We start from the raw sequence: 13,845 nt of genomic DNA, 5'->3' as shown, positions 1-13,845 counted from the left end.
TGTCCCAGGCAGCCAACCGGGGCATTCAACGGCGGCATATGCGTTGCGGGCCTTCTTTTTGAGTCAATGTTATGAAAAAAAACCATCAGTGGAACCTGTCTTACTTTCTGACCGCGTTTGTCGTGTTCACCGTCGTACAGTTTCTGTGGGCGGAACACCGCACGGTGCAAAGCATCCCGTACAGTCAGTTTCTGCAACTGTTGAACGAGCAGAAGGTCAGCGACTTGCAAGTCGAGAAAGACCAGATCAGCGGCAAGCTGCAAGTGCCGATCGACGGCCACAACCTGTTCACAACGGTGCGGATCGATCCGGCGTTGGCCACGAACCTGGCCCAGTCGGGCACCCGCTTCACCGGGGTCAATGACAATACCTTTTTGAGCGGCCTGCTGGGTTGGCTGCTGCCCTTTATCCTGATCATGGTGGTCTGGCACTTTGTGTTTCGCGGCGTCGCGGAAAAACAGGGCTTGGGCGGGCTGATGAACATCGGCAAGTCCCGGGCCAAGGTGTTTGTTCAACGGGACACGGGGATCACCTTTGCGGATGTCGCGGGCATCGATGAAGCCAAGGCCGAACTGGTGGAGATCGTCTCGTTCCTCAAGGACAAGGCCAAGTACTCGCGCTTGGGCGCGCATATTCCCAAAGGCACGCTGCTGGTGGGCCCGCCGGGCACCGGCAAGACCCTGGTGGCCAAAGCCATCGCCGGCGAAGCCGGGGTGCCGTTTTTCTCGATCTCGGGCTCGGAATTCGTCGAGATGTTCGTCGGCGTTGGCGCCGCACGGGTCCACGACCTGTTCGAACAGGCGCGCGCGGCCGCGCCGTGCATCATTTTTATCGATGAGCTGGATGCCCTGGGCAAAATGCGTGGCGTCGGCGTAATGGGGGGCAATGACGAAAAGGAACAGACCCTCAACCAGCTCCTGGCCGAACTGGACGGCTTCGACCCCCGCGAGGGCGTGGTGCTGCTGGCCGCGACCAATCGCCCGGAAGTGCTCGACCCGGCGCTGCTGCGCGCAGGGCGGATCGACCGCCAGGTGTTGATCGATCGCCCTGACCGCAAGGGACGGCAGGCGATCCTCAAGGTTCACCTGCAAAAAATCACCGTGGCCCCGGCCCTCGACAGCGAGCGCATTGCCGACATCACCACCGGCTTCACCGGCGCCGACCTGGCGAACCTGGTCAACGAAGCGGCGATCGTCGCCACTCGCCGTGGCGCCGACACCGTCGGCCTGGACGATTTCACCGCGGCCGTGGAACGCCTGATCGCGGGCATCGAACGCAAGAGCAGCGTGCTGCGCCCCGAAGAACGTCAGGTGGTGGCGTACCACGAGATGGGCCACGCGCTGGCGGCGAGTCACCTACCGGCCATGGACCCGGTACACAAGGTGTCCATCGTGCCGCGTGCCATTGGCTCCTTGGGTTACACTTTGCAGCGCCCAACGGAAGACCACTTCCTGATCAGTTGCCAGATGCTCAAGGACCGCATCGTCGTGCTGATGGCCGGCCGCGCCGCCGAGTTTTTGATGTATGGCCAGACCTCCACCGGCGCCGCCGATGACCTGGCCCGCGCAACCGATATCGCCCGGCAGTTGATCACCCGCTTCGGCATGAGCGCCGAGCTGGGGCAGTCGGTGCTGGAGCGACAAAGCATGACCTACCTGGGTGAGCAGATGCAGAGCACGGGGCAAAAAGATTATTCGGAACAGACGGCCAGAGAAGTCGACCTATGTATACGCGCCCTGCTCGACGAGGCCTACGCACGCGCCAAAACCCTACTCCAGGCGCATCGCGCCGACCTCGAGGCCGGCGCGCGTCTATTGATGGAAAAGGAAAGCCTGACGCCAGAGGACTTCCCCGCGCTGTTGCCAATGAAACCCGTACCGGTCGCCGCAGGTTGAGCGTCGCCCTGAAACCACCCACTGAGGATCGCCATGCTGGCCGTCACGCTGATTAACACGCTGGTGGTCATCATCGCCGTGATCATTCATTACGAATTCCTGTTGCGCCTGAACGACTTGCTACCGCGCCTCAAGGTCAAGAGCCGTTTAAGGATGATGATTGGCGTATTCGGCGCCCTGCTGGCTCACGCGATCGAAGTCTGGTGCTTCGCCTTGACCTACTACCTGATGATCCGCGATGGCGAATGGGGCAGCCTGTCAGGCAACTTCGATGGTTCGTTCATGGACTGTGTGTACTTTTCGTTCACGACCTACACCACCATCGGTTTCGGTGACATCTCCCCCATGGGCAACCTCAAGTTCCTGACCGGCGTGCAAGCGCTGACCGGTCTGGTGCTGATCAGCTGGACGGCGTCGTTTCTGTTTATCGAAATGCAGAAATACTGGAAGAACAAGTAACGCCGTCCATCAGCCCCTAGGTGGCCGGTGTCCATTGCCAGTTCAGTACCTCGGGCAGGTCTTCGCCCTGTTCGATCAGGTACAGCTTGTGTTTCTCCATCGTCGACCAGTACCGCGCCTGTGCAATGTGGCGCTGTTCGCACAGCCGAGGTACACGCTCGATGACGTCCAATGCCAAGCGGTAGCGATCCAGGTTGTTGATCACCGCCATATCGAACGGAGTGGTGGTGGCGCCCTCCTCGATGAAGCCACGCACATGAAAGTTGTCATGATTGGTGCGCTTGTACAGCAGCCGATGCACCAGCGCCGGGTAGCCGTGGAAGGCAAAGATCACCGGTTTGTCGGTGGTGAACAACCCATCGAAGGCCGCATCCGCCAGCCCATGGGGATGCTGCGATGACGACTGCAGCACCATCAGGTCCACCACGTTGATCACCCGGACCCGCAGATCCGGCACGTACTCGCGCAGCAATGTCACGGCGGCCAGGGTTTCCAGGGTCGGTACGTCGCCGGCACAGGCCATGACCACGTCTGGGTCCTGATCATCACGGCAGGCCCAGTCCCAGCGACCGATGCCCGCCAGGCAATGTTGCACCGCCGCGTCGATATCCAGCCACTGCCACTCCGGCTGCTTGCCCACCACGATGACATTGATGTAGTTGCGGCTGCGCAGGCAGTGATCCGCCACCGACAGCAGGCAGTTGGCATCCGGCGGCAGGTAGATGCGCGCCACGTCGGACTTTTTGTTCGCCACCAGGTCGATGAAGCCGGGGTCTTGATGAGAGAACCCGTTGTGGTCCTGGCGCCAGACATGGGACGTCAGCAGCAGGTTGAGCGAAGCCACCGGCTTGCGCCAGGGTACGCTGGCGGCGGTTTTCAACCATTTGGCATGCTGGTTGACCATCGAATCGACGATATGGATGAACGCTTCATAACACGACAGCAGGCCATGGCGCCCGGTGAGCAGATAGCCTTCGAGCCAGCCCTCACAGACGTGCTCGCTGAGAATCTCCATGACCCGGCCATCTGCGGCCAGGTTCAGGTCGTCGGCCTCCAATGGGTCCATCCACGCCTTGGCGCTGACCTCGTACACGGCGTCCAGGCGATTGGAGGCGGTTTCATCCGGGCCGAACAGGCGGAAGTTGCTGGCGCCCTGCGCGTTTTTCATCACGTCGCGCAAAAAACTCCCCAGTACCCGAGTCGCCTCGGCGCGCAGGGAACCGGGGGCCTGCAGTGCTACCGCGTAGTCGGCAAAGCGTGGCAAGTCGAGCATGCGTAATAACAGCCCGCCATTGGCGTGGGGGTTGGCGCTCATGCGGCGGTGCCCGGTGGGCGCCAGCGCGGCGATTTGCGGGAGCAAGGCGCCGTCGGCATCGAACAGTTCGTCGGGGCGGTAGCTGTTCAGCCACTCCTCCAACTGCAGCACATGCCCCGGCACCTGAAAGTTGGCCAACGGCACTTGATGGGCGCGCCAGGTGCCTTCGACCCGACAGCCATCGACAAACTTGGGCCCGGTCCAGCCTTTGGGCGTGCGCAATACCAGCACCGGCCACAACTGGCGTTCCGGCGCCTCGGCGCGCCGGGGCTGGCGCGCCGCCTGCTGAATCTCGCGGATTTTCAGCAGCATGGTGTGAAGGGTCCGGGCAAGCTCCTGATGCACCTGCGCCGGGTCATCGCCTTCGACGAAGTACGGATCGTAGCCATAGCCATACAACAGGGCTGACAGCTCATCTTCGCTGATCCTGGAGAGTACCGTGGGGTTGGCGATCTTGTAGCCGTTGAGGTGCAGGATCGGCAGCACCGCTCCGTCGCGCGCGGGGTTGATGAATTTATTGGAGTGCCAACTGGCGGCCAGCGGGCCGGTTTCGGCTTCGCCGTCGCCGATCACGCAGGCGACGATCAGGTCCGGGTTATCGAAGACCGCGCCATAGGCGTGGGCCAGGCAGTAACCCAGTTCGCCGCCTTCATGGATCGACCCCGGGATCTGGGCCGAGACGTGGCTGGAAATCCCGTAGGGCCAGGAAAACTGCCGAAACAGCCGCAACAGCCCATTGGCATTGCGCTCCACCGAGGGATAACACTCGGTGTAGGTGCCTTCCAGGTAAGTCTGCGCGACCACCGCCGGGCCGCCGTGTCCGGGACCGGCGACGAAGAGCATGTTCAAGTCGTACTGGTTGATCAGCCGATTGAGGTGCGTATAGAGCAGATTCAGCCCCGGCGTGGTGCCCCAATGCCCCAACAGGCGCGGTTTGATGTGCGCCAGGGTCAGGGGGGTCTGTAACAACGGGTTGCTCTTGAGGTAGATCTGCCCGACTGCCAGGTAATTGGACGCCCGCCAATACGCGTCCACCCCGTCCAGCTCCTCTGCACTCAAAAAATCGCTCATACGCCCCTCCGCCAAGGTTCGACCAGTGGATTATCCTTCGTCGATTCTGGGTGCCTCAAATGCGCGGGGCTTGATGTACATCAAGTCTTCAGGCCGACGCTTAAGCTCAATTGATCCCGTGCGAAGGCGCGGGAGGCGCACGTTCTTCGTGCGTCTATTATTCACTCGGCCGCAACGTCACGGTTCTGGGCTTGAAACCCTCGGCCGACCTGGCATCACCGCTCGAACACCTGGAGATCTGTTATGCGTGCGATGGTTCTGAACACCCCCGGCCAGCCGCTGCAACTAGAGGAGCGCCCGGTCCCGACACCCGGCGCCGGGCAGCTGTTGATCAAGGTCCTGGCCTGTGGCGTGTGCCGCACCGACCTGCACCTGGTGGACGGTGAGTTGCCGCAAGCGCAACTGCCACGGGTGCCGGGCCATGAAATCGTCGGTGAAGTGACGGCCGTGGGCGCCGCTGTCGACGCTCATTGGATCGGCCGCCGCGTGGGGGTGCCGTGGCTCGGCTGGACCTGCGGCGAATGCGCTTTCTGTCGATCAGGCCGGGAAAACCTCTGCGACCGGGCGCAGTTCACCGGGTGCAATCTGGACGGCGGCTACGCTGAATACACGGTGGCGGACGCACGCTTTTGCCTGCCGATTCCCGACATGTTGTCAGACGTTCAAGCCGCGCCCCTGCTGTGTGCCGGCCTGATCGGTTTTCGCGCCTTGCAAATGGCCGCAGACGCCCCCCACCTGGGGCTTTATGGCTTCGGTGCGGCCGCCCATCTGGCGATTCAAGTCGCGCTGGGCCGAGGCCAACAGGTGTACGCGTTCACCCGCCCGGGTGACAGTGAAGGCCAAGCGTATGCGCGCTCATTGGGCGCCGTGTGGGCCGGCCCTTCGGACCAGCCGCCCCCGCACCTGCTGGATGCCAGCCTGATATTCGCCCCCGTGGGAGCGCTTGTACCGCTGGCATTGGCCGCCACGGTCAAGGGCGGCTGTGTGATTTGCGCCGGCATTCACATGAGCGACATTCCGGCCTTCCCCTATCGACTGCTATGGGGCGAGCGTAGCGTGCGTTCAGTGGCTAACTTGACCCGACAGGACGGTACGGCGTTTTTTCAAGCCGTGCAGCAGACACCTGTCCACTGCGACATCACCCGCTTCGCCCTGGAAGATGCCAATCAGGCGCTGGCACACCTGCGCAGCGGGCAATTCAACGGTGCGATCGTGCTGACCCCTTAACGCGCAGCAGCGGTTGTTTGCGCGTCGCGCTGGTCAGCATATGGATCGCTCTCTCGTTGGCTTCGTCGGCGGTGCTCTAACCCTTGACGTCGCTTACCGGCTGCCGGATCGCCAAAATGCTGCCCGGCACCGAATACAGCGCCCGTTCGGTATTGCTGCCGATCAGTCGGTCGAGCCCGACCCGGTGAGCAGTCCCCATGACCACCACGTCGGCCTGGAATTGCTCGACAAACTCCTGAATCACCGGCACTGGCTGCCCCATCACAAAGTGCCGTCTTTCCGGCGGCACGCCATAACGGTCGGCCAAGGTCACGAATGCCTGGTGCAGCGAATGGCGCAGCTCTTCGGCGAAATCCACGTTCCAACCGCCCATGGCCATCGGCGCATCGCCGTTGAATGCCGCGGACAGGTCATAGGCGTACAACAGATGCAGCGGTGCATCGCATTGCAAGGCCATGGAGTGGGCGCACTGAATGATGGTGTCATTCAGACCGCTGATCTGCGTGCCGGGGTCGAACGGATCGACGGCCGCCACCACGCGATGGGGCAAACCGTAGCGCGCCTGACTCACCAGATGCAGGGGTGTCGGGCACTCGCGCAGCAGGTGGCAATCGAGCGGGGTGATGAATATGCGCTTGAGAACCGGCTCCAGCTTCACGTCCTTGATCACCAGGTCCGGGTTCAGATCGGCGATCGTGCGCAGGATCTCCAGCACAGGGTGGGTGGTGAAGTGCAGTTCAACCGTCACCTTCAGCCCATTACCGCCCAGGCGCTGGACTTCGTCGACCAGCCAATCGCGATAGCGGTGCAGATAGTCCTGAAAAGCCGACTCATCGACGCGTTCTTCCCACAAATGAATGATCGGCGCAGGTTCGATAAACGCCCTGATATCGAGCGCCGCGCCGCACGCCTTGGCCAGGGCCACTGCGCGCAGCAGCGCCGGGGAGTGATACAGCGAGCGGTCGGTGATCAGCAACAGACGTCGGTATTGGCTCATTTCGCACCTCTTCAGGCACCGGTTGCCCCTGGCGCCAGGTTCAATCCTGCATCAGCTGCGCGTCGGTTTGATCGCCCACATGCTGCATGGCGCGTGGTGCAGCAGACTTTCGGCGGTAGTGCCCAACAGCTTGTTCAAGCCCCAGTGCTGCACGGTGCCCATGACCATGATGTCGCTCTGGTGATCGCGGGCGAAGTCGCAAATATTGAAGAGCGGCGTGCCTTCGATAAAGTGCCGATGTTCGACAGGAATTCCCTGGCGCTCGGCCAGCGCGGCAAATGCCTCATGCTGGGCTTCATTCAGCGCCTCATAGAGCCCGGAGGCCAGAGGGACCGCGCCAAAGCCCATGTCTTTGGCATACACCGCAGCCCAGTCGTACACATGCAGCAACTCGAGCTGAGCCTGACATTGCGCAGCCAGCTTGACCGCTGCTTCGACAATCTGGTCGTTGAAGATCTGGTCCTGGTCCTCACTGCGCAACACATCGACAATCGCCAGCACCTTGCGTGGCAGCGGGTGGCGCGAGTCGGTGACCAGATGCACCGGCACCGGGCAGTCGCGCAGCAGTTGCCAATCCAGCGGTGTGAAGAACACCCGTTTCAAGGCGGGCTCTTCCTCAGCATCCTTGATGATCAGGGCCAACGACATCTCGTTGACGAAATGCAGGATTTCCTCATAAGGATGATGCACCCACACCACCTCGCTGGTGACCTCGACCCCGTGTTGGCGCATCACGTCTGCCTGCTCGGTGAGCCAATGGCGATGAGTGTCCAGGTACGCTTCCCGCGCCCGGTTGATCTGTTCGGGCGCGAACAGCCCGGCGATCGCCAGGGCCTGCAAATAGTCGAAGGCCACGATATGCAACGGCAACTGCATCGCGCGCGCCAGGGCGGCGGCACGATCGAACGCGGGTGTGCGGGTCATGGACGAAGGGGCAATCAACAGTAAACGCTGAGTCTGCGACATTGGGGCACCTCGGCACGCGGCCATCTGATTCCGTGGATAGGTTTTCAGAATGAGCCTTCCGGGCCGGCGACTACTTGATCTTTATCAGTGGGTGCCCGCAAAAGTTGATTTTCATCAACAGCCATCCGGCCCCTTGCCCCTAGCCTGCATCAAGGCTTGCAGCGTCACCTGCGCCGTCGGAGGGCACCATGATCGAAGATGAGCAGCAAGTATTGGTGAGGGCGTTGGATGCGGCGACTAACCCGGTGTTGATCACTGAGAGATCGGGTTGCATTGTGTGGATCAATAAAGCGTTCAGCCTGTTGAGCGGCTATTCCAAACTGGAGCTGGTCGGTAAAACCCCGCACCTGCTGTCGTCGGGACGCCAGACCACCACGTTCTACCGGGAGATGTGGATGACCATCTTGGCAGGCCTGACCTGGCAGGGCGAGATGGTCGAACGCCGCAAGGATGGCTCCGACTGTACGATCAATCAGGTCATTACCCCGGTGCTTGATCCCCAGGGTGTGGTAACGCATTTCATCGCCATCCTGCACAATTTCAAGGTAATGGATGAAGAACGCGCACGTATGCAACAGGGTCGAGGTGTTGGCCGATAAGCTTGTCGGCGCGATCAACCAGCCCTTCATGATCGACGCGCACCGCCTGAACGCGCACATCAGCGTCGGCATCAGCCTATATCCAGTGGATGGGGCGAGTGTCGAGCAACTGCTCGCGCGGGCCGACGACGCGATGTACCAGGCTAAACGTCACGGCGGCAGTGCTTGTCGTTTCAGCCTGCTGAACCTGCCTACCGACTGAAAGAAGCGCACGCCAAGGCATGGCCACCGCCCGAAACGCCCGCCCCACGGTATGTGCCGTGGGCATACCCCATTCTGAAACGTCATAATCCTGGGTTTGGCGGCGTGGTAATCTCCTACGACTATGAATAGGCATTGATCATCAGTCGACAATCGCCAGAACCAGGAAAGATCATGCCAAAAGTGTCCCACTCAGCTCTGCGTCGTAATTTCCGTGAATTGCTTGCTGCGCCACTGTGCGTTGAGACAGCCTCTGTGTTCGACCCGATGTCTGCGCGTATCGCCGCTGACTTGGGTTTCGAGGTCGGCATCCTGGGGGGCTCGGTCGCTTCGCTGCAGGTACTGGCGGCACCCGATTTTGCGTTGATCACCTTGAGTGAGTTCGTTGAACAGGCAACCCGGATCGGCCGCGTCGCGCAGTTGCCGTTCATTGCGGATGCCGACCACGGCTATGGCAATGCCCTGAATGTCATGCGCACCGTCGAGGAACTTGAGCGCGCCGGCGTGGCGGCCCTGACGATTGAAGACACCCTGCTGCCGGCACAATTCGGGCGTAAATCGACCGATCTGATTTCCATCGAGGAAGGCATCGGCAAGGTCAGGGCAGCCCTTGAGGCGCGTGTCGACCCCCAACTGTCGATCATCGCCCGGACTAACGCAGCGGTGTTGCCGACCGAGGCCGTGATCGAACGCACCCTGGCCTATGAAAAAGCCGGCGCCGATGGCATCTGCATGGTCGGTATCAGCGACTTCGAGCACCTTGAGCAGATTGCCGAAAAACTCACGGTGCCCTTGATGCTGGTGACCTACGGCAATCCGAAACTCAATGACAGCCAACGCCTGGCAAGCCTGGGCGTGCGCATCGTGGTCGCCGGCCATGGCGCCTACTTCGCGGCGATCAAGGCCACCTACGATAGCCTTCGCGCCCAGCGCCAGCTCACTCACAGCACCTCGAACCTCAGTGCCACCGAGCTTACCCATACCTACACCCTGCCAGAGAGCTACGTGGCCTGGGCCAAAGAGTTCATGGATGTAGAAGAGTGAGACTGACCCAGGGCACGCGTCTAGCCGACCCAGCCGACAGCGGCTTTCGGAACGACCTCCGACTCATCCAGCTTTGATGCAAACATGCTCACCGCCTGCACCGCATCGCTAGTGCTGGTGCGGATTTGCAGGATCACCGAACCCGCCTGGTCGGCCAGGCTGACACCCCGTTGCGCGCCTTCCTGGGTCGTGCTCATGCTGGCTACCGCATCGCGGGTTTCCGACAGAATCAGGCCGATCATCTCGGCAATCTCTGCGGTGGAACGGCTGGTGCGCCCCGCCAGTTGTCTGACCTCGTCGGCCACCACGGCAAAACCACGGCCCTGATCGCCTGCGCGCGCGGCCTCAATGGCAGCGTTGAGCGCCAGCAGGTTGGTCTGGTCGGCGATACCGCGAATGGTATTGACGATGGCGGTGATCTGCTCGGAGCGATCGCCCAACTGCCCCACCAGCCGTGCGGAGGCGCCGATGTTCTCGGCAATCCGGCGCATTTCACTGGCGGTTTCGTGGATCACCTGGGTGCCGTGCTCGGCGAATCGCTCGGTTTCCGAGGAAATATGGTAGGCGCGGGAAGCTCCGCGTGAATCCTCCTCGAACTTCTCGACACGCTCGCTGATGTCGCTGGCGAACTTGACGATTTTGATCAGCTTGCCGTCGCCGTCATACACCGGGTTGTAGCTCGCCTCCAACCACACCACGCGGCCGTGCTTGCCAATGCGTTTGAATTGCCCGGTGAAGAATTCGCCATTGTTCAAGCGGCGCCAGAAGTCGGCGTACTCAGGGCTGTTGACCTGGGCCGGTTCGCAAAACATACGGTGATGTTTGCCTTTGAGTTCCGTCAGTGAATACCCCATGACCGTGAGGAAATTCTCGTTGGCGTCGAGTACTTGCCCGTTCAAGTCAAACTCGATCACGGCCATCGCACGGTCCAGCGCGGCCAGCTTGCTGTGGGTCGCCGCCTCCTGTTCGACTTTGCGCGTGACGTCGAGGGCGTACTTGACCACTTTCGATACCTGGCCGCGCGCATCCAGCACCGGGTTGTAACTGGCCTCCAGCCAAATGATCTTGCCGTGGGCGTCCACGCGTTTGAAGGTGCCCGACACGAACTTCCCGGCCCTGAGTTCCTGCCAGAACTCAGCATAGGCTGGGCTGCTGGTCAGCGCCGGCGGGCAAAAATCACGGTGGGTCTTGCCGGCCAATTGAGCCGCGCTGTAACCCAGGGTTTTCATAAAGTTGTCGTTGGCGCGCAATACCTTGCCGTTCAGGTCGAACTCGACCACGGCCATGGAGCGTTCAAGCGCGGCAATCAATCCTTGGTATTCAGTGACTTCGGCCCTCCTGGCCGCCAGTTCTGTTTTTAGTGCTTGATTGAACATGACGTAGCCTCAGCCGTGCGTGGAGTCGGGGTTGCTCTCCCGCGCTATCGGCCAATAAATACGTGACTTGACAGACAAAAAATAAATATTACTTGACGTCAAATACTCGTCGCGCCACGAGCCTTGCAAGGCCAAAGGGTACTGATCCGCGCGCCCCCTGTGTTTAAATTGGCGACCCCTTTCCCTGCCAAGAGAACGTCATGGCCAACCACGACCTGTGCTTCACCCCTGACCCGGATGCCGACTCTATTTCCTCCGACGTGATCGGCTTCAACGGCATCCTGGTCTCCACCCAAATCCCGACCCGCACCGATGGCAGCCTGGAACTGGGCGACATAACCCTGCAAAGCGAATGCACCCTGCAAGCCCTGAAAGTCGCCCTTGAACGCGCCGGCAGTTCCATGGACCGGGTGATGCACCTGACCATCTACCTCACCGACATGGCCGACCGCGCAGCGTTCAATGAGGTCTACACACGCTTCTTCGCCAAGCCGTGGCCGGTGCGCGCCGCGGTTGGCGTGGCGGCCCTGGCAGTGGAAGGCATGCGCGTGGAAGTCACCGCAATGGCGGCCAAAGCCTGAATCCGCGCCGATACATGGCCTTGCACCCTGCAGGCCAAGCCCTGCGGTAGGTGCCGGTCAGGCGTTTCACGGCTACAATGCGCGCTTCGACCGTGACAAGCCTGACTAAAAAAACTATGTCCTTGCCCAAGCATCACCTGGAATTGCTCAGCCCTGCCCGCGATGTCGCCATCGCGCGCGAGGCCATCCTGCATGGCGCCGACGCCATCTACATCGGCGGCCCAAGTTTCGGCGCCCGCCACAATGCCTGTAACGAGGTGAGCGATATCGCGCAGTTGGTCGAATTCGCCCGGCGCTACCACGCGCGCGTCTTCACCACCCTCAACACCATCCTGCATGACAACGAACTGGAACCCGCGCGCAAGCTGATCCATCAGCTCTACGACGCCGGTGTCGATGCGTTGATCGTGCAAGACCTGGGCGTGATGGAGCTGGATATCCCGCCGATCGAGCTGCACGCCAGTACCCAGACCGACATCCGCACCCTGGGCCGCGCCAAATTTCTCGACCAGGCCGGCTTCTCCCAGTTGGTATTGGCCCGTGAGCTGAACCTGCAGGAAATCCGCGCCATCGCCGATGAGACCGATGCCGCCATCGAGTTCTTCATCCACGGCGCCCTGTGCGTGGCGTTCTCCGGGCAGTGCAATATCTCCCACGCGCAGAACGGCCGCAGCGCCAACCGCGGCGACTGCTCCCAGGCGTGCCGCCTGCCGTACACCTTGAAAGACGATCAAGGCCGCGTCGTCGCCTTTGAAAAGCACCTGCTGTCGATGAAAGACAACAACCAGAGCGCCAACCTGCGTGACCTGGTCGATGCCGGTGTGCGCTCGTTCAAGATCGAAGGTCGCTACAAGGACATGGGCTATGTGAAGAACATCACGGCCTATTACCGCCAGCGCCTGGATGAGATCCTCGAAGACCGCCCGGACCTGGCCCGCGCCTCCAGCGGCCGGACTGCGCATTTCTTCCTGCCCGACCCGGAAAAAACCTTCCACCGAGGCAGCACCGACTACTTCGTCAGCGACCGCAAGATCGACATCGGCGCCTTCGACACCCCGACCTTCACCGGCCTGCCGGTGGGCGTGGTGGAAAAAACCGGCAAACGCGACCTGCAAGTGGTCACCCATGAGCCGCTGTCCAACGGCGACGGCCTGAATGTGCTGGTCAAGCGTGAAGTGGTGGGTTTCCGCGCCAATATCGCCGAGGCCAAGGGCGAGTTCGAGGAAGACGGCGAGAAGCGCTACCGCTACCGCGTCGAGCCCAACGAAATGCCGGCCGGGCTGCATCAGTTGCGCCCGAACCACCCGCTGAATCGCAACCTCGACCACAACTGGCAACAGGCGCTGCTCAAGACCTCTGCCGAACGCCGTATCGGCCTGTCGTGGGTTGCCCGTCTGCGCGAAGAGCGCCTGGAACTGACCGCCACCAGCGAAGAAGGCATCAGCGCCAGCGTCGCCCTGCCCGGCCCGTTCGGCGTGGCCAACAAGCCGGAACAGGCGCTGGACACCCTGCGCGATTTGCTCGGCCAACTGGGCACCACCGAATACCACGCCACCGCCATCGAGCTGGATGCACCGCAGGCGTTCTTCATCCCCAACTCGCAGCTCAAGGCCGTGCGCCGCGAAGTGATCGAAGCCCTGACGGCGGCCCGCATCAACGCTCACCCACGCGGTGGGCGCAAGGCGCAGACCAACCCGCCGCCGGTGTACCCGGAGGCGCACCTGTCGTTCCTGGCCAACGTGTATAACCAGAAGGCCCGGGACTTCTACCATCGGCACGGGGTGAAACTGATCGACGCGGCCTTCGAAGCCCACGAAGAAACCGGTGAAGTGCCGGTGATGATCACCAAGCACTGCCTGCGCTTCTCGTTCAACCTTTGCCCCAAACAGGCCAAGGGCGTGACCGGCGTGAAGACCAAAGTCGCGCCGATGCAGTTGATCCATGGCGATGAAGTGCTGACCTTGAAGTTCGACTGCAAGCCTTGCGAAATGCATGTGGTCGGCAAGATCAAGGGGCACATCCTGGGTCTGCCGCAGCCTGGCAGTGTGGTCGGCTACATCAGCCCGGACGACCTGCTCAAGACGATCCCGCGCGCGCCGCATTGATCGAACAAA

General features: G+C 61.6%; 12 protein-coding genes. 8 read left to right on the top strand and 4 right to left on the bottom strand.

What is annotated here, in order from left to right; all coding sequences use genetic code 11:
- The first annotated feature begins 71 nt into the window (after positions 1 to 71).
- Both ftsH and U5A08_RS14180 read left to right on the top strand, forming a co-directional pair.
- Entirely contained in the window at positions 72 to 1,895 is a 1,824-nt protein-coding gene (gene ftsH / locus U5A08_RS14185) for an ATP-dependent zinc metalloprotease FtsH (protein ID WP_253395771.1), read from the top strand.
- 33 nt (positions 1,896 to 1,928) lie between these two features.
- The gene (locus tag U5A08_RS14180; RefSeq protein ID WP_321852063.1) at positions 1,929 to 2,354 is read left to right on the top strand and encodes a potassium channel family protein; all 426 of its coding nucleotides are present in this window, start codon (positions 1,929 to 1,931) and stop codon (positions 2,352 to 2,354) included.
- 16 nt (positions 2,355 to 2,370) lie between these two features.
- Here the strand turns inward: U5A08_RS14180 and U5A08_RS14175 are convergent, their stop codons facing one another.
- Positions 2,371 to 4,740 (bottom strand): phosphoketolase family protein, encoded by a 2,370-nt coding sequence (locus U5A08_RS14175; protein ID WP_321852061.1) that lies wholly within the window; start codon positions 4,738 to 4,740, stop codon positions 2,371 to 2,373.
- 243 nt (positions 4,741 to 4,983) lie between these two features.
- On the opposite strand from U5A08_RS14175, the gene U5A08_RS14170 reads away from it, so the two are divergent.
- A complete protein-coding gene (locus tag U5A08_RS14170) occupies positions 4,984 to 5,967 on the top strand; it encodes a zinc-dependent alcohol dehydrogenase family protein (RefSeq protein WP_321852060.1) in 984 nt (327 codons plus the stop codon).
- A gap of 76 nt (positions 5,968 to 6,043) precedes the next feature.
- On the opposite strand, the gene U5A08_RS14165 is transcribed toward U5A08_RS14170, so the two are convergent.
- The gene (locus U5A08_RS14165) at positions 6,044 to 6,964 is read right to left on the bottom strand and encodes a universal stress protein (protein ID WP_321852059.1); all 921 of its coding nucleotides are present in this window, start codon (positions 6,962 to 6,964) and stop codon (positions 6,044 to 6,046) included.
- Positions 6,965 to 7,015: 51 nt separating this feature from the next.
- Entirely contained in the window at positions 7,016 to 7,930 is a 915-nt protein-coding gene (locus U5A08_RS14160; protein ID WP_253395759.1) for a universal stress protein, read from the bottom strand.
- A gap of 188 nt (positions 7,931 to 8,118) precedes the next feature.
- On the opposite strand from U5A08_RS14160, the gene U5A08_RS14155 reads away from it, so the two are divergent.
- The 3 genes from U5A08_RS14155 to U5A08_RS14145 all read left to right on the top strand — a co-directional run bounded on the left by U5A08_RS14155 (position 8,119) and on the right by U5A08_RS14145 (position 9,774).
- On the top strand, positions 8,119 to 8,529 hold the full coding sequence (locus tag U5A08_RS14155; RefSeq protein WP_321852057.1) for a PAS domain-containing protein: 411 nt from the start codon (positions 8,119 to 8,121) through the stop codon (positions 8,527 to 8,529).
- Complete coding sequence (locus tag U5A08_RS14150; RefSeq protein ID WP_321852055.1) at positions 8,519 to 8,731, top strand: diguanylate cyclase domain-containing protein; 213 nt, start codon at positions 8,519 to 8,521, stop codon at positions 8,729 to 8,731. Before U5A08_RS14155 ends, U5A08_RS14150 begins: the two co-directional genes overlap by 11 nt.
- Before the next feature lie 173 nt (positions 8,732 to 8,904).
- Entirely contained in the window at positions 8,905 to 9,774 is an 870-nt protein-coding gene (locus tag U5A08_RS14145) for an isocitrate lyase/PEP mutase family protein (RefSeq protein WP_253395754.1), read from the top strand.
- 20 nt (positions 9,775 to 9,794) lie between these two features.
- Here the strand turns inward: U5A08_RS14145 and U5A08_RS14140 are convergent, their stop codons facing one another.
- Positions 9,795 to 11,150 carry a methyl-accepting chemotaxis protein gene (locus tag U5A08_RS14140; protein WP_321852053.1) on the bottom strand — a complete coding sequence of 452 codons (1,356 nt, stop codon included), beginning with the start codon at positions 11,148 to 11,150 and terminating at the stop codon, positions 9,795 to 9,797.
- Positions 11,151 to 11,350: 200 nt separating this feature from the next.
- Here U5A08_RS14140 and U5A08_RS14135 point away from each other — a divergent pair, with 200 nt between their 5' ends.
- Together U5A08_RS14135 and U5A08_RS14130 are read left to right on the top strand one after the other, a co-directional pair.
- Positions 11,351 to 11,731, top strand: coding sequence for a RidA family protein (locus U5A08_RS14135; RefSeq protein WP_253395750.1), 381 nt, complete (start codon positions 11,351 to 11,353; stop codon positions 11,729 to 11,731).
- A gap of 116 nt (positions 11,732 to 11,847) precedes the next feature.
- Positions 11,848 to 13,836, top strand: coding sequence for a peptidase U32 family protein (locus U5A08_RS14130; RefSeq protein ID WP_321852052.1), 1,989 nt, complete (start codon positions 11,848 to 11,850; stop codon positions 13,834 to 13,836).
- The last annotated feature ends 9 nt before the right edge of the window (positions 13,837 to 13,845 follow it).

It is taken from the genome of Pseudomonas paraveronii (genome assembly GCF_963681955.1).
GTDB classification, from domain to species: domain Bacteria; phylum Pseudomonadota; class Gammaproteobacteria; order Pseudomonadales; family Pseudomonadaceae; genus Aquipseudomonas; species Aquipseudomonas paraveronii.
The sequence above is the reverse complement of the archived record's forward strand: the minus strand, read 5'-3'. Positions and strand labels throughout refer to the sequence as shown.

Bases quoted from the DNA above. Each gene is read 5' to 3' on its own strand.
- U5A08_RS14145 (WP_253395754.1), top strand. From the start codon at position 8,905: ATGCCAAAAGTGTCCCACTCAGCTCTGCGTCGTAATTTCCGTGAATTG.
- U5A08_RS14135 (WP_253395750.1), top strand. From the start codon at position 11,351: ATGGCCAACCACGACCTGTGCTTCACCCCTGACCCGGATGCCGACTCT.
- ftsH (WP_253395771.1), top strand. From the start codon at position 72: ATGAAAAAAAACCATCAGTGGAACCTGTCTTACTTTCTGACCGCGTTT.
- U5A08_RS14160 (WP_253395759.1), bottom strand. From the start codon at position 7,930: ATGTCGCAGACTCAGCGTTTACTGTTGATTGCCCCTTCGTCCATGACC.
- U5A08_RS14175 (WP_321852061.1), bottom strand. From the start codon at position 4,740: ATGAGCGATTTTTTGAGTGCAGAGGAGCTGGACGGGGTGGACGCGTAT.
- U5A08_RS14165 (WP_321852059.1), bottom strand. From the start codon at position 6,964: ATGAGCCAATACCGACGTCTGTTGCTGATCACCGACCGCTCGCTGTAT.
- U5A08_RS14180 (WP_321852063.1), top strand. From the start codon at position 1,929: ATGCTGGCCGTCACGCTGATTAACACGCTGGTGGTCATCATCGCCGTG.
- U5A08_RS14170 (WP_321852060.1), top strand. From the start codon at position 4,984: ATGCGTGCGATGGTTCTGAACACCCCCGGCCAGCCGCTGCAACTAGAG.
- U5A08_RS14130 (WP_321852052.1), top strand. From the start codon at position 11,848: ATGTCCTTGCCCAAGCATCACCTGGAATTGCTCAGCCCTGCCCGCGAT.
- U5A08_RS14140 (WP_321852053.1), bottom strand. From the start codon at position 11,150: ATGTTCAATCAAGCACTAAAAACAGAACTGGCGGCCAGGAGGGCCGAA.
- U5A08_RS14155 (WP_321852057.1), top strand. From the start codon at position 8,119: ATGATCGAAGATGAGCAGCAAGTATTGGTGAGGGCGTTGGATGCGGCG.